Origin of the sequence: Zoogloea sp. 1C4 (assembly GCF_009469605.1) — a bacterium.
GTDB lineage: Bacteria > Pseudomonadota > Gammaproteobacteria > Burkholderiales > Rhodocyclaceae > Zoogloea > Zoogloea oryzae.
Map to the genome: position 1 here is coordinate 190,241 of NZ_SSXU01000002.1, position 22,831 is coordinate 213,071.

Annotated in this window: 23 protein-coding genes; 14 read left to right on the forward strand and 9 right to left on the reverse strand. The window is 69.3% G+C overall.

All coding sequences use genetic code 11. The features are described from left to right. Nucleotides 1-144: 144 nt before the first annotated feature. From GH681_RS03345 to GH681_RS03375, 7 genes are all read right to left on the reverse strand, one after another. Nucleotides 145-3,021: an ATP-binding protein gene (locus GH681_RS03345; RefSeq protein ID WP_228111766.1), complete on the reverse strand. Its 2,877-nt coding sequence runs from the start codon at nt 3,019-3,021 to the stop codon at nt 145-147. A 93-nt stretch (nt 3,022-3,114) separates the two neighbouring features. After that, nucleotides 3,115-4,131, reverse strand: a complete 1,017-nt coding sequence (locus GH681_RS03350) for a 2Fe-2S iron-sulfur cluster-binding protein (protein ID WP_153160040.1) — start codon at nt 4,129-4,131, stop codon at nt 3,115-3,117. A 51-nt stretch (nt 4,132-4,182) separates the two neighbouring features. Continuing rightward, nucleotides 4,183-5,169 carry an aromatic/alkene monooxygenase hydroxylase subunit beta gene (locus GH681_RS03355; RefSeq protein WP_153160041.1) on the reverse strand — a complete coding sequence of 329 codons (987 nt, stop codon included), beginning with the start codon at nt 5,167-5,169 and terminating at the stop codon, nt 4,183-4,185. A gap of 50 nt (nt 5,170-5,219) precedes the next feature. After that, complete coding sequence (locus tag GH681_RS03360) at nt 5,220-5,534, reverse strand: MmoB/DmpM family protein (RefSeq protein ID WP_153160042.1); 315 nt, start codon at nt 5,532-5,534, stop codon at nt 5,220-5,222. 15 nt (nt 5,535-5,549) lie between these two features. Next, a complete protein-coding gene (locus GH681_RS03365) occupies nt 5,550-5,885 on the reverse strand; it encodes a Rieske 2Fe-2S domain-containing protein (protein ID WP_153160043.1) in 336 nt (111 codons plus the stop codon). Between the two features lie 25 nt (nt 5,886-5,910). Further along, on the reverse strand, nt 5,911-6,171 hold the full coding sequence (locus tag GH681_RS03370) for a toluene-4-monooxygenase system B family protein (RefSeq protein ID WP_153160044.1): 261 nt from the start codon (nt 6,169-6,171) through the stop codon (nt 5,911-5,913). Nucleotides 6,172-6,233: 62 nt separating this feature from the next. Then, nucleotides 6,234-7,739, reverse strand: a complete 1,506-nt coding sequence (locus tag GH681_RS03375; protein WP_153160045.1) for an aromatic/alkene/methane monooxygenase hydroxylase/oxygenase subunit alpha — start codon at nt 7,737-7,739, stop codon at nt 6,234-6,236. 303 nt (nt 7,740-8,042) lie between these two features. Between GH681_RS03375 and mbhE the strand changes: the two genes are divergently transcribed. From mbhE to mnhG, 7 genes are read left to right on the forward strand one after another with little or no spacing between them, the layout of a single operon-like run. Continuing rightward, nucleotides 8,043-10,361, forward strand: coding sequence for a hydrogen gas-evolving membrane-bound hydrogenase subunit E (gene mbhE, locus GH681_RS03380; protein WP_153160046.1), 2,319 nt, complete (start codon nt 8,043-8,045; stop codon nt 10,359-10,361). Next, nucleotides 10,358-10,792 carry an MnhB domain-containing protein gene (locus GH681_RS03385; protein WP_153160047.1) on the forward strand — a complete coding sequence of 145 codons (435 nt, stop codon included), beginning with the start codon at nt 10,358-10,360 and terminating at the stop codon, nt 10,790-10,792. The genes mbhE and GH681_RS03385 overlap by 4 nt, the downstream gene beginning before the upstream one ends. Then, complete coding sequence (locus tag GH681_RS03390; protein ID WP_153160048.1) at nt 10,789-11,190, forward strand: sodium:proton antiporter; 402 nt, start codon at nt 10,789-10,791, stop codon at nt 11,188-11,190. The genes GH681_RS03385 and GH681_RS03390 overlap by 4 nt, the downstream gene beginning before the upstream one ends. Then, nucleotides 11,187-12,641: a proton-conducting transporter membrane subunit gene (locus GH681_RS03395; RefSeq protein WP_153160049.1), complete on the forward strand. Its 1,455-nt coding sequence runs from the start codon at nt 11,187-11,189 to the stop codon at nt 12,639-12,641. Before GH681_RS03390 ends, GH681_RS03395 begins: the two co-directional genes overlap by 4 nt. Then, nucleotides 12,638-12,973 carry a Na+/H+ antiporter subunit E gene (locus GH681_RS03400; RefSeq protein WP_153160050.1) on the forward strand — a complete coding sequence of 112 codons (336 nt, stop codon included), beginning with the start codon at nt 12,638-12,640 and terminating at the stop codon, nt 12,971-12,973. Before GH681_RS03395 ends, GH681_RS03400 begins: the two co-directional genes overlap by 4 nt. Then, a complete protein-coding gene (locus tag GH681_RS03405) occupies nt 12,970-13,230 on the forward strand; it encodes a monovalent cation/H+ antiporter complex subunit F (RefSeq protein ID WP_153160051.1) in 261 nt (86 codons plus the stop codon). The genes GH681_RS03400 and GH681_RS03405 overlap by 4 nt, the downstream gene beginning before the upstream one ends. Next, nucleotides 13,223-13,501, forward strand: coding sequence for a monovalent cation/H(+) antiporter subunit G (gene mnhG, locus GH681_RS03410; protein ID WP_153160052.1), 279 nt, complete (start codon nt 13,223-13,225; stop codon nt 13,499-13,501). Before GH681_RS03405 ends, mnhG begins: the two co-directional genes overlap by 8 nt. Nucleotides 13,502-13,511: 10 nt before the next feature. On the opposite strand, the gene GH681_RS03415 is transcribed toward mnhG, so the two are convergent. Then, on the reverse strand, nt 13,512-14,282 hold the full coding sequence (locus GH681_RS03415) for a PEP-CTERM/exosortase system-associated acyltransferase (RefSeq protein ID WP_153160053.1): 771 nt from the start codon (nt 14,280-14,282) through the stop codon (nt 13,512-13,514). Between the two features lie 194 nt (nt 14,283-14,476). On the opposite strand from GH681_RS03415, the gene GH681_RS03420 reads away from it, so the two are divergent. The 4 genes from GH681_RS03420 to GH681_RS03435 are packed head-to-tail and all read left to right on the forward strand — an operon-like array spanning nt 14,477 to nt 18,887. Then, nucleotides 14,477-15,376: a ThiF family adenylyltransferase gene (locus GH681_RS03420; protein WP_153160054.1), complete on the forward strand. Its 900-nt coding sequence runs from the start codon at nt 14,477-14,479 to the stop codon at nt 15,374-15,376. Nucleotides 15,377-15,420: 44 nt separating this feature from the next. Further along, the gene (locus GH681_RS03425) at nt 15,421-16,500 is read left to right on the forward strand and encodes a nitroreductase family protein (protein WP_153160055.1); all 1,080 of its coding nucleotides are present in this window, start codon (nt 15,421-15,423) and stop codon (nt 16,498-16,500) included. Then, nucleotides 16,497-17,462, forward strand: coding sequence for a cation diffusion facilitator family transporter (locus GH681_RS03430; protein ID WP_153160056.1), 966 nt, complete (start codon nt 16,497-16,499; stop codon nt 17,460-17,462). Before GH681_RS03425 ends, GH681_RS03430 begins: the two co-directional genes overlap by 4 nt. Nucleotides 17,463-17,471: 9 nt before the next feature. Beyond that, complete coding sequence (locus GH681_RS03435; RefSeq protein WP_153160057.1) at nt 17,472-18,887, forward strand: patatin-like phospholipase family protein; 1,416 nt, start codon at nt 17,472-17,474, stop codon at nt 18,885-18,887. Nucleotides 18,888-18,890: 3 nt separating this feature from the next. Here GH681_RS03435 and GH681_RS03440 read toward each other — a convergent pair whose 3' ends face one another. Then, nucleotides 18,891-19,340, reverse strand: coding sequence for a YaiI/YqxD family protein (locus GH681_RS03440; protein WP_153160058.1), 450 nt, complete (start codon nt 19,338-19,340; stop codon nt 18,891-18,893). Nucleotides 19,341-19,684: 344 nt separating this feature from the next. Here GH681_RS03440 and GH681_RS03445 point away from each other — a divergent pair, with 344 nt between their 5' ends. The 3 genes from GH681_RS03445 to GH681_RS03455 are packed head-to-tail and all read left to right on the forward strand — an operon-like array spanning nt 19,685 to nt 22,823. Further along, nucleotides 19,685-20,515, forward strand: coding sequence for a fumarate reductase cytochrome b subunit (locus tag GH681_RS03445; protein WP_153160059.1), 831 nt, complete (start codon nt 19,685-19,687; stop codon nt 20,513-20,515). A 2-nt stretch (nt 20,516-20,517) separates the two neighbouring features. After that, complete coding sequence (locus tag GH681_RS03450) at nt 20,518-22,497, forward strand: fumarate reductase flavoprotein subunit (RefSeq protein ID WP_153160060.1); 1,980 nt, start codon at nt 20,518-20,520, stop codon at nt 22,495-22,497. Then, nucleotides 22,494-22,823 carry a 2Fe-2S iron-sulfur cluster-binding protein gene (locus GH681_RS03455; RefSeq protein WP_153160061.1) on the forward strand — a complete coding sequence of 110 codons (330 nt, stop codon included), beginning with the start codon at nt 22,494-22,496 and terminating at the stop codon, nt 22,821-22,823. Before GH681_RS03450 ends, GH681_RS03455 begins: the two co-directional genes overlap by 4 nt. The last annotated feature ends 8 nt before the right edge of the window (nt 22,824-22,831 follow it).

Consider the following 22,831-nt stretch of genomic DNA (forward strand, 5'->3'; position numbering starts at 1 on the left):
ACGATAAAGTCTGCAGGTCGGATTTCAGTCCGACACCCCGCGTTGATCCCGGGCCGGCGTTGTCGGACTGAAGTCCGACCTACAGGGGGGCTATCGACCAATGGGGGCTTTTTCTCTGGTGTCATGGGTGTAGGCGGGTGGTGTTCAGGCGTCGGGGATTGTGAACACGAAGCACGCGCCGCCGGGCTGGGTGCGGTCGAGCCACAGGCGGCCGCCGTGGTTCTCGATGATCGAGCGGCTGATGGCGAGGCCCATGCCCAGCCCGTCGGGCTTGGTGGAGAAGAAGGCGTCGAAGAGCTTCGCCTCGCTCTCGGGGCGGATGCCGGGGCCGCTGTCGTGCACTGCGATGCGCACGCCGCCGGTGGGTTCGGCGCTAACAATGATCGCCAGCGCGCGGGCGTCGGCCGGCGTGTCGCGCAGGGCGTCCACCGCATTGACGATGAGGTTGAGGATCACCTGCTGCAGCTGCACCGCGTCGGCGGTGAAGGCCGGCGGCGGGGTGGGCAGATGGACGCGCACCCGCACGCCGTTGTCGGTGAGCATGGCCTGGAGCATCTGCAGCAGCTCGTCGAGCAGGCGGGCGATGGGGATGGGTTCGCGGCGGAGCTCGCCGGCGCGCAGGAACTTGCGGATGCGCGCGATCACCTCGCCGGCGAGGCTGGCGTCGCGGTTCACCCGGTGCAGCGCGGCGGCCACTTCGTCGAGGTTGGGCGTGGCGAGGGACAGCCAGCGCAGGGCGGCCTGGCTGTTGGTGATGACGGCGGCGAGGGGCTGGTTTACCTCGTGGGCGATGGAGGCGACGAGCTCGCCCATGGCGGTGAAGCGCGACACCCGGGCGAGTTCGCCCCGCGTGGCGGCGAGGGAGCGTTCGGCCTCCATCCGCGAGGTGATGTCCTCGACGATCACCGCCAGCATCGGCCCATCCTCGGCCATCGCCGGGATGCGCGAGGCCGACACGTTGGCCCACAGGTAGCCGCCGCCGCGCCGCTCGTAGCGTTTTTGCGTGTGATAGGCGGGCAGCTCGCCATCCACGAGTCCATGCACGTTGCGGCGGGTGGTGGCGCGCTCGGAGGCTTCGGTGATGGCGATGAGCGACACCCCCGCGATGTCGTCGGGCCCGTAGCCGAGCATGCGTTGCAATGCCGGGTTGGCCGAGAGGATGCGGCCCTCCCGGTCGGCCAGCGCGATGCCCACCGCGGTGTTCTCGTACAGCCCGAGCCAGCGGCGATCCGCCACCTGCAGGGCGGTGAAGCTGCGCTGCAATGACTTGCGGCTCTCCACCAGGCCGGCGGTCAGCTCCCAGATGTCGGAGGCCTGGGTCTGCAGTTCCTTCTGCAGGATGTCCACGGTGCGTTTTACCGTGACCAGGTTGTGCACCCGGGCGCGCAGCTCCTGGGGCGAGAAGGGTTTGGTGAGGTAGTCCTGGGCGAGCTCTTCGAGCAGGCGCTCGCGCAGGGCGTCGTCGGCCCGGGCGGAGAGCACCAGCGCCGGCACGTTGGGGAAATCCGGCCGGCTGCGCAGGGTGCGCAGGAAGGTCTCGCCGTCGCAGTGGGGCATCATCAGGTCGGTGACGATGAGATCCGGCGGGTCTGCGAGGGCGGCTTTGATCCCGTCGTCGCCGTCTTCTTCGAGGGTGACGTTGTATTCGTCGAGGAGCACGTCGTGGAGGAAGTGGCGCAGATCCGGGTTGTCCTCCACCACCAGCACCCGCGGGCGGCCGGGGCGGAAGGCGCTGGGGACGGGCTCGGCCTGCGGGAGCGGCGGGGCGTCGGCGGCGGGCAGGGCGGGAGCTTTCGGGGCGCTGCCGGCACGCACGTAGGCGCCGTCGGGGGCCTGCAGGGGCAGCTCGAGCTGGAACAGCGCGCCGCCACCGGGGGCGTCGAGCACCACCACCGTGCCCCGGTGGAGTTCGACGAACTCCTTGACGATGTTGAGCCCCAGCCCGCTGCCGATGGCGCCGAGCTGCTCGTCGCCCTGGGTGAAGCGGTCGAAGATGTGCTGCTTCATGGCGTCGGGCACGCCGGGGCCGGTGTCCTGCACCTCGATCAGCAGGCGCTCGCCGGCGAGGCGCTCGACACGGCAGGCGATGCGCCCGCCGGCGGGGGTGAACTTGAAGGCGTTGGAGAGCAGGTTGGTGAGCACGCGGACGAGCTTGGCCCGGTCGATGTCGGCGTAGAGCCCGCCGTCGTCGTCGGCCTCGCCGCGCACCATCAGGCGGATGGCGCGGGCCTCGGCCTCGCCCTCGAAGCCGGCGGCGATCTCGCGGATCAGCGCCGTCACGTTGGCCCGGGCGTAGGCCATGGGCATCCGGTCGGAGTCGATGCGGGCGAGATCGAGCAGGTTGTTCACCTGCTGCAGCAGCGACTGGGCGTTGCGCTTGATGGCGGTGAGGCGGGCGCGCTCCCGCTCGGTGCGGGCGGTGGTCTCGTGGATGAGCTGGTCCACCGGGCCGAGGATGAGGGTGAGCGGGGTGCGCAGCTCGTGGCTCACGTTGGCGAAGAACTTGGTCTTGAAGCCGTCGATCTCCTTGAGCTTCTCCAGCGCCACCTGCAGCTCGCCGTTCTTGCGCGTGAGCTCGGCGCTGTTGGCGATCTTCTCGGTGATGTTGCGCCCCTCGGGTAGCAGGAAGGCCACGTGGCCGCTATCGTCGAGGATGGGCGTGAGGGAGAAGTCGATGGCGATGGTCTTGCTGCCGTGGAGGTCGCCATACACCTCGAAGTCGCAGCGCACGAAGCGGCCGGCGCGGGCCTCGCCGATCATGTCGCGCACCCGGTGGCGCACCTCGTCGGAGACCGACCACCAGCGGGCCTCCCAGAAGGGCCGGCCGACCACCTCGTCGAGGCTGAGGCCGGCGCCGTCCAGCGCCGCCTGGTTGATCTCCAGCACCGTGCCGTCCACGTCCAGCAGGCCGAGGAACTGGTACATGGAATCGAGGATGATGCGGGCCATCTTCTGGCGGCGCACGTCATGGGTGTCGTCGTCGCCCAGCACGACGCCGCGCACCGATGTCTGTCTGGTCACGCTGTGGATGTCCTCCCGTCGATGGCGGGTCGGCCCGCCATCATCACGATACGTCGCCCGGGGCGGCGATGCGAAGCCCTTTGCACCGGCACATCAGAAAAAGCGGTCGAAGTGGATCTGCCCGAAGGGCACCCGGTGGCCGACCATCAGCAGCTCCTGCAGGGCCTGGGTCATGGGCGGCGGGCCGGCGAAGTAGAACTCGTAGCTGGCGAGCGGCTCGGGCAGCAGGCGGGCCACGGCGTCGTGGACGTAGCCCGTCTCGCCCTGCCAGGCGCCGTCGTCGCCGGGCAGCGACACCACCGGCACGTAGCGCAGACGCTCGCCGAAGCTTTCGAGCGGCGCCAGCAGCGCCTCGCCGCACACGTCCCGCGGGGTGCGCGCGCCGTAGAAGAAGTGCAGCTTGCGATCCTTCAGCAGCCCGGCCTCGGCGGCGCCGCGGGCGATGGAGATCATCGGCGCGAGGCCCGATCCGCCGGCCACGCAGACGATGTCGCGGGGCGCGTCGGTGCGCAGCCAGGCCACGCCATAGGGGCCGTCGAGGCCGATCTCGTCGCCGGCCTTGAGCTTGTCGAACAGCACGTGGGTGCCCTGGCCGTGGGGCACGCGGCGGATCTGGAAGTGCCATTCGCCGCCGTCGTTGGCGGTGTTGGAGAGCGAATAGGCGCGGGACGTGCCGACGCCGGGCAGGTCGAGCATCGCGTACTGCCCCGGCAGGAAGGCCGCCGGGCCGTCGGTGACGAAGCGGAACTCGCGGATGTCGTGGGTGAGGTCGGTGATGCCGGCGAGGCGCGCCGTCTGGCGGGCGGGGCGGATGCGCGGCACGTATTCGGGGCCGCCCGGGGCCTTGATGCGCACGGGGCCGAGGGCCCGGCACTGGCAGGCCAGGTGACGGCCGCGGCGGCGGTCGCGTTCGGAGAGGCCGGGCGCGTCGGGCCACAGGGTTTCGAGCTCGCCTTCGACGAGCTCGAACTTGCAGGCGCCGCAGCCGCCGGAGTTGCATTCGTGGGCAAGGCCAACCCCGGCGCGCAGGGCCGCGCGGAGGACGGTGTCGCCATCTGCCTGGGCAAAGCTGGCGCCGTCCTTCTCGTTGTGGATGAGGATCTCTTGCATGGAGGGCTCCCGGCGCGGGCGGCGGCGCTGGCCGCGCCCGCGCGCTGTGGGTTACAGGCCGAGGGACCGGCGGAAGTCGCGGGTGGCGGCGCGGGCCGAGGCGGCGGCTTCGGACACGTCGGGCAGGGCCCCGCAGTAGGCGTCGATGGCTTTGTCGGCGAGCGGCTCCCACTTGGCGATCCAGCCCTGGATGAGCTCCAGGTTGCCCGGGGTTTCGAGGGCCATCCGCACGAAGGCGGCGATCCAGCGGCGATGGCGGGCGGAGTCGATCAGCTGGGCGTCGGTGAGGAGCGCCAGCAGCATGTCGCCATTGTGGCGGGCGGATTCGCCCAGGCGGCGCAGCACGGTTTCCTCGATGGCCGGCTTGGCGATGAGGTTGAGGACGACGATGGCCTCGCCCCAGTCCCACACCGTGAGGGCGCGCTCCATCAGCTCGCGGAAGCCCTGCCAGGCGGCGTCTTCTTCCCAGTAGCGGCGCTCGTCAAGGCCAAAGCCGGTTTCGTTGAAGGTGTTGGACAGCTCGCGGGTGCGGTAGGCGGTGTGGGACAGCCAGCGCAGGCTGTCGGCCATCTGGAAGTAGTTGCAGTTGGTGATGGTGCTGGCGGGCGACACCTGGCCCACGTAGGCCGAGGCCATCTGCAGGGTGTGGAAGAGGTAGCGGGCCGGCGTGTACAGCCGGGCCAGGGTGCCGGCCCAGCGCGGGTCGATGGCCTTGTCGTGCTCGCGCTGGTTGAACTGGTCGAACAGGCCGGTGACGTAGGTTTCCTGGCCGTCCTGCATCAGGTTGTAGGTGCGGTAGACGACTTCCTCGGGGTCACGGAAGGCGTTCCAGTCGGCGTGCTTGAGTGCGGTGCCGAAGGTGTGCTTCTTGTACCACTCGTTCATGAACAGGCCGGGCGAGAGCTCGTAGGGCGCGTTCGGGTCGCGGTCGTTGTAGTGCAGGTTGGCGCTGACGATCTCGTATTCGCTGGGCTTGCGGCGGCGGGCGGCGAGGTGGCTCCAGGTCTTCTGGGGCTTGAGCACTTGGGCTTCGGTCATGGTTGTCTCCTCCGGTGTTCTGTCTTGTCTTGTGTGGGCTTGGGGCGGGCTCAGAGCTTCTTGGCGAAGTAGAAGCGCACCGAGTCGTCGCGGCTCTCGATCTGGCCGGCGAAGGAGCTCAGGTCCACTTCCAGGTCGTTCATGCGGAAGGGGCGGCCGAGTTCTTCTTCGATGGTGGCCTGGCGCAGGATCATCTCGTGCTCGGTGTGGATGCGGATGTAGGCCCGCTTGTCGTCCACGAAGACTTCCTTGCCGGGGTTGTCGACCTTGGCGGCCTCGATGACGGCCTGGGCCAGGTCGCCGGCGCGCATCACCGGGCCGACCAGATTGTTGTGATAGGCCTGCGCGGAGCTGGTTGTGCTCATGGGGTTCTCCTGGGTTCAGCTGTGGGCGAAGAGCGGTTCGACGCCTTCGGTGCTCACGTAGATGTCGTCGCCGTCGATGCGCACGGGATACTTGGCGAGCGCGCAGTCGTCGGGGTTGATGCCCTTGCCGCTGCTGGCGTCGAACTGCCACAGGTGGGCGCGGCAGATCAGCTTCTTGCCGTCGAACTGGCCTTCGGCGAGGGAGATGTCCTGGTGCGGGCAGACGCCCTGGAAGGCGGCGATCTCACCGCCTTCGGCGCACACCAGCACGATCTCGTGGTCGTTGACGGTGAAGGGGGCCATCTCGCCTTCCCACACGTCGTCGACGGTGCATACCTTGGTAAAGCTCATGTCTTGCTCCGGGTGCGGGGCGGGCTCAGGCGGCCTGCCAGATGATCTCGACGGTTTCGGTCGGCTTGAGGCCGGCGTCGGCCACCTTCAGGTCGCGCGGCAGGAACTCCGTCGCGCCCTGCTGGCGGACGCGCAGGATGTGGCCGGGGCGGGCGCGCACGCGGCGGCCGACCGAATGGATGGCGGCGGCGGCGGCCACTTCGTCCATGGTGTTGTCGGTGTCGACGGCGACCAGCTGCAGCACGAAGTCGCCTTCAAAGTTGGAGGTGAGGGGGAACAGGGCCATGGGGAATCTCCGGGTGTCTGGTTGCCCGGCGCACGTTGGCGCCGGGGGGCATTGGGGCGGGCTCAGCCGGCCTTGCGGGTTTCGCGCAGGGCGCGGTAGACCTCGGCCCAGGCGTAGTTGTGGGCGTCGTCGCCCATCTCGCCGGGGGCCAGGTTCATGTAGGCCAGCGCGCCTTCGAGGTTCATGGGCTGGATCATCCCGGCCAGGAAGCGGTCGACGATGCTGAGGTGGCCGGCGTAGCGCTCCGGGTCCTGCTCGAAGACCCAGCGATCGACCTCGGAGCCGAAGTGGTAGAGCCGGCCGTTGTATTCGAGCGGGTAGTCCTTGACGTTCCAGCCCTTGCCCGGCGTGCCGAGGATGGGCAGCTGGCACATGTTGCACACGTAGGGCAGGGTCTCCGGGTAGGTCATCGCCATGTTGCCGTCCACCACGTTGTCGATGAACACGTCCCAGCACTGGCCCCAGGTGTCGTTCCAGCCGGGGTACTTTTCTTCGAGCCAGGTGCGCTCGTCGGGGGTGACGCCGGCGGCCGGGTTCCACCACAGGGTCGGGCGCCAGAAGTAGGAGCCCAGGTGCATGCCGTGGTGGGTCTGGCTGATGTCCTTCAGGAAGATGTCCCAGTACCAGGGCAGGTCGAGGCCCATGTCGGTCAGCGCCCGCTCGAACTGGGCGACGATCCACTCCTCCATGAACTCCTTGAACGACTGCTTGCGGTGCGCAAGCGGCGTGTAGTAATCCATGATCGGGCCGGTGAGCACCGAGAACAGCTTCCAGGCGCCCCACACGGCGATGTCCACGCGCTTCTGGGCCTCGGCCTTGTGGCCGTTCTCGATCAGCACCTTGAGCGCCGGGCCGCCGATCTGGGCGTGGCGGGATTCGTCGGTCTGGATGCTGGAGATGAGGTTGGCGAAGGTGTGGTCGCCGGCTTCGGCGGCGTCGGCGGCGAGGCCGAGGAACTGCATGTTGGTGAAGCCCGTCTCGAAGCTGAAGGTGAGCATGATCGACACGCTGATGGCGTCGCGGGTCATCATGATGTCGTCGAAGAAGTGCCGCGCGGCGATCATCGCCCACTCGTTGGTGTCGTAGGCCTTGAAGGCCCAATCCATCTGGCGATCCTTCGACACGTGCTCGTGGGGGAAGTAGAGCTGCATCTGGCCGTGGCGGATCTCGTCCATGCAGCCCAGGGTGGCCATGTTGCGCATCCCCGGCGCCTTGGAGAAACGCATCATGCGGGCCTCGGCGCTGGCGGCGGCGTATTCGCCGCGGGCGATGGCGCCGTAGTGGGCCTTCATCACTGATTTCCAGCCCGGGTCGGCGTTCTCGAAGATGCGGCTGCGTTCCAGCGCGGCCTTCACCGAATACGCACCGGCGTCCTTCTCGCGCTGGACCTTCACGTATTCGGGGTAGGTCTGCTTGTAGGGCTCGTCGTATTTTTCCCAGGCAGATAGCGGCAGGCCGAATTCGCCCGACAGCATGGGCGGGAACAGCTCGTCCTCGGTGACGTATTTGGGGGTCCAGTTGGTGGTTCTGGCGAGGTCATACCAGTCCATCCGGTTGAGTACGGCCATGGGTGTCTCCTCCTTATCGGAATGCAGGTGCGGCGCGGCACCTTTTTTGTATGGGCGAAAAGGGCTCGCCCGAATCGACCGGTCGGCGGCAGGGGGCCGTTCAACCACTCGGGGGCCAATTTATCGAGATTTTGGCTGTCCAAAAATTAGACGATGGTTTAGATGCCGTGCACCAAACCCATCGGTCATCGCCCGGAAGGGCGCCGCCCGCCGGGGCCGGAGACGTGGTGTGCGGGTTATCCCGCAGTGTTCTGCCGGTTTTTTCGACTTATCCGATCCGGCCGGCGCTGCTAACATCCGCCGGTGAATTCCGGCGTCCTGAATCTCCTCCCCTTCCTGCCCCTGCTGCCTTTTGCGGCGGCCTTTGCCGTGGGCGCGCTGCCCGCAAGCCGGCGCGGCCTGTCGGCGCTCGTCGCTGCTGCGGTGCTGCTGGCGGCCGGCGCCTTCACGGTGGCCATGGGCCCGGCGATGTTCGCCGGCGAGCTGCTCCGCGCGAGCACCCCGTGGCTGGCCGGCATCGACTACACCGTGCGGGTGGATGGCCTCGCGTGGATCTTCTGCCTGATGGTCTCGGGCATCGGCGCGCTGGTGGTGCTGTACGCCCACTACTACCTGTCGGCCGAGGACTCGGAGCCGCGTTTTCTGGCCTATCTGCTGGCCTTTGCGGGGGCGATGCTGGGCGTCGTCACAGCGGGCAACCTGATCGTGCTGCTGGTGTTCTGGGAGCTCACCAGCGTCGCGTCCTTCCTGCTGATCGGGTTCTGGACCCACCGGGACGATGCCCCCCAGGGGGCAAGGATGGCGCTCACCGTCACCGCCGGCGGCGGCCTGTGCCTGCTGGCCGGGCTGATCCTGCTGGGCCAGGTGGTCGGCAGTTTCGATCTCGACGCCGTGCTCGCCGCTGGCCCGGCGGTGCGCGCCGATCCGCTGTATCCGGCGATCCTGGCCTTGATCCTCCTCGGCGCCTTCACCAAGAGCGCCCAGTTTCCCTTCCACTTCTGGCTGCCCCACGCGATGGCCGCACCCACGCCGGTGTCGGCCTTCCTGCACTCGGCGACGATGGTGAAGGCCGGCGTCTTCCTGCTGGCGCGGCTCTACCCGGTGCTGGCCGGCAGCGACCTGTGGCTCTACGCGGTGAGCCTCGCCGGGCTGGCGACGCTGCTGGTGGGCGCGTGGTACGCGGTGTTCCAGCATGATCTGAAGGGCCTGCTGGCCTACTCGACCCTGTCGCACCTGGGGCTGATCACCCTGCTGCTGGGGATGGGCTCGGAGCTGGCGGTGGTAGCGGCGGTGTTCCACATCCTCAACCACGCCACCTTCAAGGCCAGCCTGTTCATGGCCGCCGGCATCATCGACCACGAGTGCGGCACCCGTGATCTGCGCCGCATCAACGGGCTGATCCGCTACATGCCGTGGACGTCCGTGCTGGCGATCACCGCCGCCGCCGCGATGGCCGGCGTGCCGCTCCTCAACGGCTTCCTGTCGAAGGAGATGTTCTTTGCCGAGGCGCTGGAGGTCGGGCATCCGCTGCTGGCCTGGCTGGTGCCCGCCGGCGCGGTGCTGGCGGGCCTGCTGGGTGTGGCGTATTCCAGCCGCTTCATCCACGACACCTTCTTCCACGGTGAGCCGGTGGGACTCGACCGCACGCCCCACGAGCCGCCCCTGTGGATGCGCATCCCCGTGGACCTGCTGGTGCTGGTGTGCGTGGGGGTGGGGCTGATGCCCATGCAGACCTTCGGCCCGCTGCTCGCGGTGGCGGTGCCGGCAGTGACCGGCGCGCCGATGCCCGACGTGAGCATCGCCCTGTGGCACGGCTTCAACCTGCCCCTGGCCATGAGCGCGGCGGCGTTTGTGGGCGGCATCTGGCTGTATTTCCGGCTGCAGCGGGCGCGCGGGCTGCATGGGCGCGACCCGTCCCGCGGGCCCAGCGGGCAGCGTGGCTTCGAACGGGCGATGGCGGGGCTCGGCAAGTTTGCCGGTGTGGTGACCAATGCGCTCCAGCACGGCCGCCTGCCGATCTACACCGCCACCCTGCTGGCTGCCGCCGGGCTGGCGCTGCTGCCGTGGGTGCTGCGGCTTGAACTGCCGGCGGCGTCGGGCGAGGTGGATGCGGGCCTCGCCGCCGGTGCGCTGCTGGTGGCCGGGGCCGGGCTGGCCTGCGTCTTCGTGCGCCAGCGCATGGCGCTGCTGCTCGCCAGCGGCATCGCCGGGCTGGGTTCGGTGCTGATCTTCCTCTCGCGCGGGGCGCCGGATCTGGCCTTCACCCAGCTGGCGGTCGATGTGGTCTTTGCGGTGGTGGTGGCGTTGGCGTTGGGCCGCCTGCTGCGCCCCGGGCGAAACGTGCTGCCCCACGGTCGGCCTGCGCTGGCGCTGGTGGCCGCGGTGCTGGCCGGGCTGGGGCTGGCGCTGCTCGCGCTCGGCATGACCGCCGCGCCCTTCGACGCCGCGCTGTCGGATTACTTCGGCCAGCAATCCCTCGCCGCGGCCCACGGGCGCAATGTGGTGAATGTGATCATCGTGGACTTCCGCGGCCTCGACACCCTCGGCGAGATCGCCGTGGTGCTGCTGGCGGCGCTGGCCGCGGGCGGCATCCTGCGGCGGATGGGGAGGGCCGGGCGATGAGTGACGTCCGCCTCGGCACCCGCGAGATCCTCGTCGAACAACTGGTACGCCTTGTTTACTGGCCGCTGCTGCTGGCGGCGCTGGTGGTGTGGTTCCGCGGCCACAACGCGCCGGGGGGCGGCTTCATCGCCGGCCTGCTGGCGGTGGCGGCCACGGCCAGTTATGCGCTGACCTTTGGCGGGCGGGCCGCCCGGGCGCGGTTGCCCCTGGCGCCGGAGCGCCTCGCGGCGCTGGGCGTGGGGATGAGCGCACTGGCCGGTGTGCCGGCAATCGTCGCCGGGCAGCCCTTCCTCACCCATTTCAGCGGCGAGCTGCAACTGGCCGGCTTTGCGCTGCCGTGGTCCACGGTGATGCTCTTCGACCTGGGCGTGATGCTGTGCGTGTGGGGCGGCCTCGCGGCGCTTGTGCTGGCGCTTGGGAGGAAAACATGAACGCGTGGCTGCTGGCGCTCGCCATCGGCCTGTGCGGCGGCGCTGCCGTGTGGCTGATCCTTGCCCGTGACCTGCTGCGGGTGGTGGTGGGCCTCGCGCTGGCCGGCACCGCGGTCAATCTCTTCGTGCTGATGGCCGGCCGCGTGGGCTCGGGCGTGCCGGCGATCATGGCCGACGCCGAGACGGTGCTCGCGGCCACCGCGGCCAACCCGCTGCCCCAGGCGCTGGTGCTCACCGCCATCGTGATCGGCTTCGCCTTCGTGTGCTTCGCGCTGGTGCTGTTGATGGCGCTGCTGGCAAAGCGGCCCGAGGGCGACGTGGATCGTCTCGCTGATGCCGAATCCGGCGCCGGCCCCGACGGCAAGCCGCAGCCCTTCTACGCGGAGCGCCGGGCATGAGCGGAGCGCTCGCCAACCTCGCCCTCGCGCCGGTGCTGGTGCCGCTGACGGGCGCCGTCGGCTGCGTGCTGCTGGCCGGACGGCCGCGGCTGGCGGAGGGCTTCAGCCTGCTGGCCGGGCTCGTCAGTCTGCTGATGGCGCTGCTCGTGCTGCAGGCGGTGGGCGAGCACGGCCGGCTGGCGCTGATCCTCGGCAACTGGGCGTGGCCCTTCGGGATCGAGTTTGTGGTCGATCGCCTGTCGGCGGGGATGATCGCAGTCTCCGCGCTGATCGCGCTGGTGTGCCTCGTCTTCCAGGCGGCGCGGGTCGATCCGGCAGACAGGCGCTCGGCGGCGCTGCCGCTGGTACATGGGCTGATGGCCGGGGTCGGCGGGGCGTTTGCTACCGGGGACCTGTTCAATCTTTACGTGTGGTTCGAGGTGATGCTGATCGCCGCGTTGGGCCTGCTGGTCCATCGGGGGCGCGTCGCCGCGCTGGACGGCACGCTGCGCTATCTGGTGCTCAACATGGTGGGCACGCTGGTGCTGCTCACCGGCATCGCGGTGGTGTATGGCGCCACCGGCCAACTCAACTTTGCGGCCCTGGCCCAGGCGCCCGCGAGCCCGCTGCTGGCGGCGGGCGTGGCGCTCCTGACGGTGGCCTTCCTGGCCAAGGCGGCGGCGTTTCCGGTGTTCTCGTGGATGCCGGCGGCCTACCACGTGCTGCCGGCGCCGGTGCTGGCGCTGTTCGCCGGGCTGCTCAGCAAGGTGGGCGTGTATGCGCTGTTGCGGCTTTTCGGGCAGGTCTTTCCGGCGGCGATGGCCCACTGGCAGGCTGTGCTGGGCGCGGTGGCGGTGGCGACGATGCTGGCCGGCGCGCTGGGCGCGGCGTGGCACTGGGATCTGCGGCGCATCCTGGCCTTTCACATCGTCAGCCAGATCGGCTACCTGATCCTCGCGGTGGCGTTGGCCACCCCGGCCGGCTACGCGGCGGCGATCTTCTACACGATCCACCACATCATCGTGAAGGCCAACCTGTTCCTGATCGCCGCGCTGGTGTGCCGCGTGGCCGGCAGCTACGACCTGCGGCGGATCGGCGGCGTGGCGGCGGCGCGGCCGCTCCTGGCGATCATCTTTGCGGTGCCGGCCTTGTCGCTGGTGGGCATTCCGCCCCTGTCGGGCTTCTGGGCCAAGTTCCTGGTGCTGCGCGAGAGCTTCGCCGGCGGCCACTGGGTGTGGGGCGGCGCGGCGCTGGTCACCGGAGTGCTGACGCTCTACTCGATGAGCAAGATCTGGATCGAGGCTTTCTGGAAACCCCATCCCGCGCCGGTGGCGGTGGGCCGGCTGCCCCTTGCGGCGCTGGCCTCGGTGGCGCTGCTGGCGGCGATCACCGCCGGCATCGGGCTGTTCCCGCAGACCCTGCTGGGCTTTGCCGGGCAGGCCGCGGCGGGCCTTGTGGAGGTGACGCGATGAGGCGCGTGGCGGCGGCCGTGGTGCTTGCGGTGTCGTTTGTGTGGCAGCTGGCGCTGTCCGGGCTGGCGACCCTGCGGATCATCCTCGCCCCGTGCGCGCCCGCGCAGCCGGTGTTGATGCACTACGAGTTTGCGCCGATGACCGAAGCCGGCGCGGCGCTGCTGGCGAGCCTCGTCACCCTCACGCCGGGCTCGACGGTGGTGGATATCGACATGGAAACACGCAGCCTGCTGGTGCATCTGCTCGACGGGCGCGACCAGGCCGGCACGGCCGAGGGCATCCGCCGCCATTTCGAGCGCCACGTGCGGGTGCTGTGCGGGGGGCAATCATGAACGCGCTGTTGATCGGCCTGCTGGCCGTGGCGGTGGTGTTGGCGGTGATCCGCCTCCTGCGCGGCCCGACCGACGCGGATCGGGTGGTGGCCTTCGATCTGCTGTCGGCGTGCGGCATTGCAGCGTGCGCACTGGCGGCGGCGATCACTGGCCGGGTGCTGTATCTCGACGTGGCGCTGGGTGTGGCGGTGGTGGCCTTCGTGGGCACCTTGGCGTGGGCGCGGGCAGTGGAGAAGCGGGGAGGTCGGCGTGGCTGAGGGCCTGATGCTGCTGGGCATGGTGCTGCTGGTGATCGCCGCGGTGGGGCTGCTGCGCCTGCCGGATGCCCTGTCGCGCCAGCACGCGGCCACCAAGGCGGCCACGCTGGCGCTGGGCGTACTGCTGATCGGCGTGGCGATCAAGGGCGGCGGGCTGGATTGGGCGCTGCGGGCGCTGGGAATCTTCGTGGCGCTGCTTGTCACGCTGCCGGCGGCTTCGCACCTGCTGGCCCGGGCCGCGCTGCGCGAGCGGGACCGCGGGCCCCACTGAGCCGGGGGCTTCAGGCCGGCGTCTGGAAGGCCGGGCGGCCGTTGGCGTAGCCGGCCTCGATCTCCTCGACCACCACCCGCCAGATCGGCTTGATGAAGAAACGCAGGTTCTTGATGACGTGATCCACGTTCATCATCGACGGAACGCGGGTGCCCCGGTGCTCCACCGGGCCGCCGATCTGGGTGATCTTCACGCCGAGCTTCGAGAAGTGGTCGGCGAGGCGCGGCTCGGTGAGCATGAACAGGGTTTCGATGCCCTCGTGCTTGGCCAGCGCAACCACCGCCAGATACAGGCCGATCGGGATGTACGGAAAGCGGGGCTGCTCCTTGGTGCCGAAGTCGTCTTCGGAGAGTGCCAGGGCGGTTTTGGTCTCGCCCTTCCGGCGGCGGTAGTGGGCGCGCACGGCAAGGCGCGAGACTTCTGCGATGGAGCCGCGGGGCTCCTTCGCGGGGTCGATGATGGAGCGGTCGAGGGTGGCGCGGCAGGCGTGCTCGAAGGGCAGGGGGTGGGCCGGGTCTTCCGGTCGGGCCATCACCAGGCGGTTGCAGCCAACCAGGATGCGCGGCTCGGTCGAGGTGCGCAGCAGGCAGTGCAGGCTGTGGCGGTCGTTGTCGTCGATCTCGCGGCGGTCGGGCCGGACCGGCTCGAAGCCCAGCTCCTCGCAATAGACTTCATGGCGGATGCCATAAACGTCGTTGCGCAGGTCGTCGCTGAAGGCGGCGGCGACTTCGAAGTATTTCTTGAAGCCTTCCCCCAGACTGAAACGATCAAGTAGCGACATGGCTGATGGGCCTCTTCTGGTTATACGGAATGGGTGTATCGATCATCAACGACCCCGGCTCGGAGACCTGAAGGGCCGATCGGTATGGCCGGCCCGATCCGTCCGACGGACGGCGGCCTGGATGGGCAACCGGGCCGGATGCGGGCGCGAACTGTCGTATCATAATGTTTCCTGGTCCGACGGATTCGATACGCATGCCCGACGCCAACGCAAACTTTGATTACCACGAGGCCTTTGCCCGCAACATCGGCTGGGTCACCGAGGCCGAGCAGGCCGCGCTGCGCGGCAAGCGCATTGCCATCGCCGGCATGGGCGGCGTCGGCGGCGTGCATCTGCTCACCCTCACCCGGCTCGGCATCGGCGCCTTCAACATCGCCGACATGGACACCTTCGACGTGGTGAACTTCAACCGTCAGGCGGGCGCGTCCATGTCGACGGTCGGCCAGCCGAAGGCCGAGGTGATGGCCCGGATGGCGAAGGACATCAACCCCGAACTCGACATCCGGATCTTCGACAAAGGCGTCGACGCTTCCAATCTGGACGATTTCCTGTCCGGCGTCGACCTCTATGTAGACGGCCTGGATTTCTTTGCGTTCAAGGCCCGCCGCGATACTTTCTATGCCTGCCACCGGCTGGGCGTGCCGGCGGTCACCGCGGCGCCGCTGGGCATGGGCACGGCGGTGCTGTCCTTCCTGCCGGGGCACATGTCGTTCGAAGAGTACTTCCGCCTCGAAGGCTGCGACGAGGACGAGATGGCGGTGCGCTTCCTCCTAGGCCTGTCGCCGGCGATGCTCCAGCGTGGCTATCTGGCCGACCCGACGCGGGTGGATTTCAACGCCCGGCGTGGCCCCAGCACCATCGCCGCGTGTCAGCTGTGCGCCGGCGTGACGGCCACCGAAGCCCTGAAGATCCTCCTCGGCCGTGGCAAGGTGCTGTGCGCCCCGTGGGGCTTTCACTTCGACGCCTACAGCAACCGCTACATAAAAACCTGGCGACCGGGCGGCAACCGCAACCCGATCCAGCAGATTGGCCTGTTCATCGCCCGCCGTCAGCTTAAGGCGATGCGCCAGGGCAAGTTTGCCAGCACCGCCTGATCCAACCTTCCGCGCCCCGCGTTTCCGATCCAGGAGAGCCCTCGATGGCCAGCCGTGAAACCCTGCTGAAAATCCTCGACCTGGCCCGCTGGGCCCCCAGTGGCGACAACACCCAGCCCTGGCGTTTCGAGATCGTCGCCGACGACCATATCGCCATCCACGGCAACGACACCCGCGAGTGGTGTCTCTACGATTTCAACGGCCACGCCAGCCACATGGCCCACGGCGCGCTGCTCGAAACCCTGCGCATCGCCGCGACCGGCGAGGGCCTTGCTGCCAGCTGGCAGCTGCGCCCGGGCAGCCCCGACAAGGCGCCGGTGTTCGACGTGAAGCTCGCTCCCGCGCCGGGCATCGCCCCCGATCCGCTCCTGCCCTTCATCGAGAGCCGCACCGTGCAGCGCCGGCCGATGCGCACCACGCCGCTCACCACCGCCCAGCGCAGCGCCCTGGCCGCGGCACCGGGCGCGGGCTACAGCGTGCAGTTCTTCGAATCCGGCGCCGAGCGCCGCCAGGTGGCGGGCCTCTTGTGGCGCAACGCCTACCTGCGCCTCACCTGCCCTGAGGCCTACCCGGTGCACAAGGAGATCATCGAGTGGCGCACCCGCTTCAGCAAGGACCGCATCCCCGAGCAGGCCGTGGGCGTCGATGGCGCCACCGCCCGGCTGATGGAGTGGGTGATGGCGAGCTGGGGCCGTGTGCAGTTCTTCAACAAGTATCTTGGCGGCACCATCGCGCCGCGGGTGCAGCTCGACTACATCCCGGCCATCGCCTGCGCCGCCCACGTGCTGGTGAAGGCCGACGTGCCGGCCCAGGGCGTCGAGGCCCACGTGCGCGGCGGCATTGCGCTGCAACGGGTGTGGCTCACCGCCGCTTCGGTGGGCCTGCACCTGCAGCCCGAGATGACGCCGCTGATCTTCCGCTGGTACGCCCGCGCCGGCCTGAGCTTCTCGGCCCTGCCCGAGATCCAGCAGGGCGCCGCGGCGCTTGCCGATGAGTTCGAGCGCATCGGCGGCTTTGGCCACGACCAGGGCCTGACCTTCTTCTGCCGCGTCGGGGTGAGCGATCCGCCCAAATCCCGCTCCCTGCGCAAGAGCGTCGAGGAACTCATCCTGCCTGGCCGATGAGCCACGATCACGCCCATCACGGCCACGCCTGCAGCCACGCTCACGGGCACGGCCACAGTCATGGCGGCCACGGCCATCACCACGGGCCGGCGTCCTACGACCGGGCCTTCGCCATCGGCATCGCCCTCAACATCGGCTTCGTGCTGGTCGAGGCCTTCTATGGCTGGATGTCCGGCTCCCTCGCGCTGCTGGCCGATGCCGGCCACAACCTGTCCGACGTCGCCGGGCTGATCCTCGCCTGGGGCGCCAGCGCAGCGGCGCGCCTGCGCCCGACCCACAAGTTCACCTACGGCTGGGCGCGGGCCTCGATCCTCGCGGCACTCGCCAACGGCGTGCTGTTGCTGCTGGCGATGGGCGCCCTGGCCCTCGAGGCCGTGCAGCGCCTGCAGTCGCCCGAGCCGGTGGCCGGCTGGACGGTGATCGTCGTCGCGGCGATCGGGGTGGTGATCAACGGCATCACCGCCGTGCTGTTCATGTCTGGCAGCAAGGACGACCTGAACATCCGCGGCGCCTTCCTGCACATGGCGGCCGATGCGCTGGTGTCCCTCGGCGTGGTGGCCGCCGGGGCGCTGTACCTGCACTTCGGCTGGGCGTGGCTCGATCCGGTGGTCAGTCTGGCGATCGCCGCGGTGATCGTGGTTGGATCGTGGGGGCTGTTCCGTCAGTCGCTGCACCTGGCCTTCGACGGCGTGCCGGAGGGCATCGATCTCGTCGATGTGCACACCTGGCTTGCCGGCCTGCCCGGCGTTGCGGACGTGCACGACCTGCACATCTGGGCGCTGGGCACGTCCGAAACCGCGCTGTCGGTGCATCTGGTGATGCCCGGCGGCCACCCGGGCGATGCCTTCCTGATCGATGTGGCCGAAGGGCTGGCGCACCGCTTCCGCATCCACCACCCCACCATCCAGATCGAGCTCGCCGGGGTGGACGACGGCTGCGCCAAGCCTGCGGCGCTGGGCTGAGGCGAGGCCATGTCCACCCTTCCGACACCGCGCACCCGGGTTCATGTCGTGCTCGGGTCGGGCGGCGTCAAGACCCTGGCCTATGTGGGCGCGCTGGCGGTGCTCGAAGAGGCCGGCATCGAGTTTGCAAGCATCTCGGCCTGCTCGGCGGGCAGCCTGATCGGCGCCCTCGTCGCCACCGGCCTGCCGATGCGCGAAGTGCAGGCGCGGGTCGAGGCCGTCGATCTGCGCCGTCTGCTGGGCAAGCCCAGCCTGCCCGGGCCGCTGCGCTACGTGTCCTGGCTGCGCTGGCCCTTCGCGCCTTACGACAGCGACGCGGTGGTGCAGATCATGGAAGACCTGATCGGCCCCGGCAAAACCTTCGGTGAGATGGCGATCCCCTTCGCCACGGCGGGCATCGACCTGCTCTCGAAGCAGCTCCTCGTGTATGCCAGCGAAACCCACGCCGACATGAAGGTGACCGAGGCGGTGCGCATTGCGGTGGGCATCCCGCTGTTCTTCCCGCCCCACGAAGCCGGCGGGCGGGTGGTGGTGGATGCGGCCATCGCCACCCACTGCCCGATCTGGATGGTCGGGCGCTTTGACGACGAGTTCCCCATCGTGGCGCTTCAGCCGGCGGACGCGCCGGTCACCACGCCGCCCCAGGGCATCGGCCGCTTCATCAAGACCATCGTTGGCGCCGGCGTGGCCAGCCGCGACCACTATCTCATCGACGAAATCCCCCGGGCGCGGCTCATCGAGGTGCCGGTGTTCGATCTGGAGATGGAGCAGTTCGACGCCGCCCAGACGCGCAAGCCCTACCTCTTCGAAGCCGGGCGCCGCGCCGCCACGGCCTGCCTGCGCGACTGGGGAAACGACCTCTCCGGCGAGCGCCGGCGGGCCCAGACGGGCAGCCGGCCTGCCGACCGCGTCCACGACGAGCGGGCCGTGATGACCGCCTCGGCGATGATGCGCGGCTTCGCCAACCGCCTGTCGCGCATCTCCCGCAGCCAGCTCTTCATCAGCTACAGCCACCGGGACAAGGCCTGGCTGGACGTGGTCAAGGCGCCGCTCGAACCCTATGTCGAGCTGCGCGGCCTGCAGGTGTGGGACGATACCCGGATCGAGGCCGGCGAGATGTGGCGCGACGCCATCGACCGGGCGCTGGCCTCCACCCGTGTCGCCCTGCTGCTGGTGTCGCCGGGCTTTCTGGCCTCGCCCTTCATCCGCAGCGAGGAGCTGGGCTTCTTCCTCGAGGCCGCGGCCCGCTACGCGGTCAAGGTGCGCTGGGTGCTCCTCAGTGCGATCGGCGATGCGCCGAATCCGGTGGGGCACATCCAGGCCATGCACGACATGGCCACGCCTCTCGATGCCCTGTCGGCGCCCGATCTGGTCCGCGCCCTGGCGGCCATCGCGCGCCAGCTGGCGGCTGATCTGGACGGCTGAGGTTCAGCGCGTCGCCCTGGCCAGAAAGCGGTCCAGCGCCGCGCCGAAGGCCTGCCGGTCGGCCTGGCTGAAGGCCGCCGGGCCGCCGGTCTGCACCCCGCTGCTGCGCAGCTCTTCCAGAAAATTCCGCATCGACAGCCGCTCGGCGATGTTGGCCGCGGTGTACATCTCGCCCCGCGGGTTGAGGGCGTGGGCCTGGCGTTCCAGCACCGCCGCGGCCAGCGGAATGTCGGCGGTGATCACCAGATCGCCCGCCGCCAGCGTATCGACGATGTGGGCGTCGGCCACGTCGAAGCCAGATGGCACCTGAATCGCCCGGATGAAGCGCGACGGCGGCGTGCGCAGCAGCCGGTTGGCCACCACGAAGGTCTGGATCTGCAGGCGTTCGGCGGCGCGGACGATGATGTCCTTGACCACGGCCGGGCAGGCGTCGGCGTCGATCCAGATTTGCATGATGCGTGGGGCGTGAGAGGGAAGGGCGCCAGTGTAACCCCGGCCGCGCCGGCGTTTCTGTTGCCGAAAAACAACGGATTCCGGTGGCCCCCAGCGGAAAACCCTCAATTCGCCCGGTGTCCGACCGTTAATCGCGGCATTGTGCACAGCAATATAAGCAAAGACGGACTAGTTTGAAGTCACGCCGTCGATCAGTGCTGTAGCCCAAGAGAGAAAAAAGAGGAGACAAGGCGCCGGCTCGAACCCCAGGTTCGGGTTGTGTCGCACCGGGCGAGGGATGCGTCCCCCGCGCAGGTGCCCCACGACCAGCCGGCTGGTGGTTGATTCACCGCGGTCTCCTCATCATGACGCGTTCCATCGAACAGACCGGGCTCTTCCAGCCCGACGCCGCCGCCCCGGCCATTCCGGGCATTCCGGCTGCGGTTTCCCATCCCGCCCACGCCGCCCGCCGCCTGAAGAAGAGCCGCTGGCCGGCCCGGCTCGACCTGCTCCAGAGCGCCTCCGGGCTGTTTCTGGCGGTCTTTCTGGTGGCGCACATGTTCTTCGTGTCGTCCATCCTCATCAGCCGCGATGCCTTCTACACCGTCGCCCGCTTCTTCGAGGCCGGCTGGCTGTTCGGCACGCCCCAGCCGTGGGTCGTGTCGTGCGTGGTGGGCTTCGTGCTGGCGGTCTTCGTCGGCCACGCGTGGCTGGCGCTGCGCAAGTTTCCCGCCAACTGGCGCCAGTACCGGGCCTTTGCCGAGCATCGCCGGCAGCTGCGCCACAGCGACACCGGCCTGTGGTGGCTGCAGTTGTGGACCGGCTTTGCGCTGTTCTTTCTGGGCTCCGTGCACCTCTACGGCATGCTCGTCCATCCCGAGCTGATCGGCCCCTATGAATCCGCCGACCGCATCTGGACGGGCACCATGTGGCCGCTCTACCTGCTGCTGCTGTTCGCGGTCGAGCTTCACGGCAGCGTCGGCCTGTACCGGCTGGCCCTCAAGTGGGGCTGGCTCGAAGGGCGCGACCCGGCCGCCAGCCGGCGCCGCCTGCGGGCGGTGAAGACGGCCTTCAGCGTGTTCTTCGTGGGCCTCGGCCTCGTCACCCTGCTGGCCTACGTTCAGCTGGGCATCGCCCATGCCGACCGCGCCGGCGAACCCTACGTGCCCACCGCGGCCAAGACCGCCCGGGGCTGACCATGCGCATCCACTACACCGACGTGCTGGTGATCGGCGGCGGCCTCGCGGGCCTTCGCGCTGCCGTGGGCGCCCGGCGCCGCGGCCACGACGTGATCATCCTGAGCCTCGTCCCGCCCAAGCGGTCCCACTCGGCCGCGGCCCAGGGTGGCATGCAGGCCAGCCTCGGCAACACCGCCATGGGCGCCGGCGACAACGAGGACGTGCACTTTGAAGACACCGTGCGCGGCTCCGACTGGGGCTGCGACCAGCAGGTGGCGCGCCTCTTCGTGCACACAGCCCCCCAGGCCGTGCGCGAACTCGCCGCCTGGGGCGTGCCCTGGAACCGCATCCAGGCCGGCCCCCGGGAGGTGGTGATGGACGGCCAGCGGGTGACGCTCACCGAACCCGCCGCCATGCACGGCCTCATCGCCGCGCGGGATTTTGGCGGCACCAAGAAGTGGCGCACCTGCTTCGTCTCGGATGGCACCGGCCACGCCATGCTCTACGCGGTCTCCGACCAGGCCGTGGCCGAAAGCATCCCGGTGCATGAGCGCACCGAAGCCATCGCGCTGATCCATGACGGCCAGCGCTGCCACGGCGCCATCGTGCGCGATCTCGTCACCGGCGAACTCTCGGCTTACGTGGCCAAGGCCACCTGCATCGCCACCGGCGGCTTCGGGCGGATCTACCGGGTCAGCTCCAACGCCGTCATCAACGAAGGCATCGGCGCCGCCATTGCGCTGGAGACCGGCGTGGTGCCCCTGGGCAACTTGGAGGCGGTGCAGTTTCACCCGACCACCATCTTCCCCGCCGGCATCCTCGTCACCGAAGGGTGCCGGGGCGACGGCGGGCTGCTGCGCGACGCCAAGGGCCACCGCTTCATGCCCGACTACGAGCCCGAAAAGCGCGAGCTGGCCTCCCGCGATGTGGTGTCGCGGCGTATGGAAGAGCACATCCGCGCCGGCCACGGGGTGAAGACCCGCTTCGGCGAACACCTGTGGCTGGACATCACCCTGCTCGGCAAGGCCCACATCGACGGCCGCCTGCGCGAGGTGAAGGAGATCTGCCAGCACTTCCTGGGCATCGACCCGGCCCGCGACATGATCCCCGTGCGCCCGGCCCAGCATTACTCGATGGGCGGTATCCGCACCGACGCCGCGGGGCACGCCCGCGGCCTTGCCGGCCTGTTCGCCTGTGGCGAGGCCGCCTGCTGGGATCTCCACGGCTTCAACCGGCTGGGTGGCAACTCGGTGGCCGAAACGGTCGTCGCCGGCATGATCGTCGGCGAGAAGATGGCCGACTTCGTGGAATCCGACGCAGGCGATCTGCATGTCTCCACCGCCCTCGTGCGGGAGTTCCTCGAACGGGAGCAGGCAAAGCTCGACACTTTGCTGCATGGCAACGGAAGCGAAAGCGCAGCCGAACTCACACGACGGATGCAGGACATCATGACCGAGAAGGTGGGCATCTTCCGCCGCGGCGATCTGCTCGAATCCGCGGTGACAGAACTCCGGCAACTGCTGGAGAAGAGCCGCCACATCGGCATCGCCACCCGCCGCCCCGGCAGCAACCCCGAGCTGGTGGCCGCCTACCGGGTGCAGAAGATGCTCAAGCTCGCCCTGTGCGTGGCCCACGGCGCGCTCACCCGCACCGAGAGCCGCGGCGCCCACTACCGCGAGGACTACCCCGCCCGCGACGACGCCAACTGGCTCAAGCGCACCCTCGCCACCTGGCACGGCGACGACACCCTGCCGACCCTCGCCTGGGAAGACCTGGACGTGGCGGCGATGGAGCTGCCCCCCGGCTGGCGCGGCTACGGCGCCCGCAACGCCATCGAACACCCGGCCACGGCTATCCGCGCGGACGAGATCAACGCCATCCGCAAAGCCTTCGGCCACGCCGACCGATACACCCTGCAACACGCCCTGATGCCCTTCGACCATCTGCTCCCGGAACGCTACCGGGGCCGCAACGAAAGGCCCGGAGACGACACACCATGAACGCTCCCATGTCCCACGTCCGCACCGTCACCCTCCATCTGCGCACCCTCACCGGCGGTTCCACCCCGGTCGAGATCGTCGAAACCCCCGACATGACCCTGCTGGGCGCCATCAAACAGGCCAAGGGCGCACTGCCGCCCACCTGGGCCGACACCTTCATGTGCCACTCCGGCGCCTGCAACACCTGCAGTGTGACGATCAACGGCGTGCCCGGCGTGCCCTGTACCGCCTTCATCCGCGACCTGGGCCGCGACATCGCCGTCGCCCCCGGCATCCACGCCGAAGGCTGGGACGGCCTGCGTACCCCCGTGCGCGGCGGCCACTGAGCCCGCCC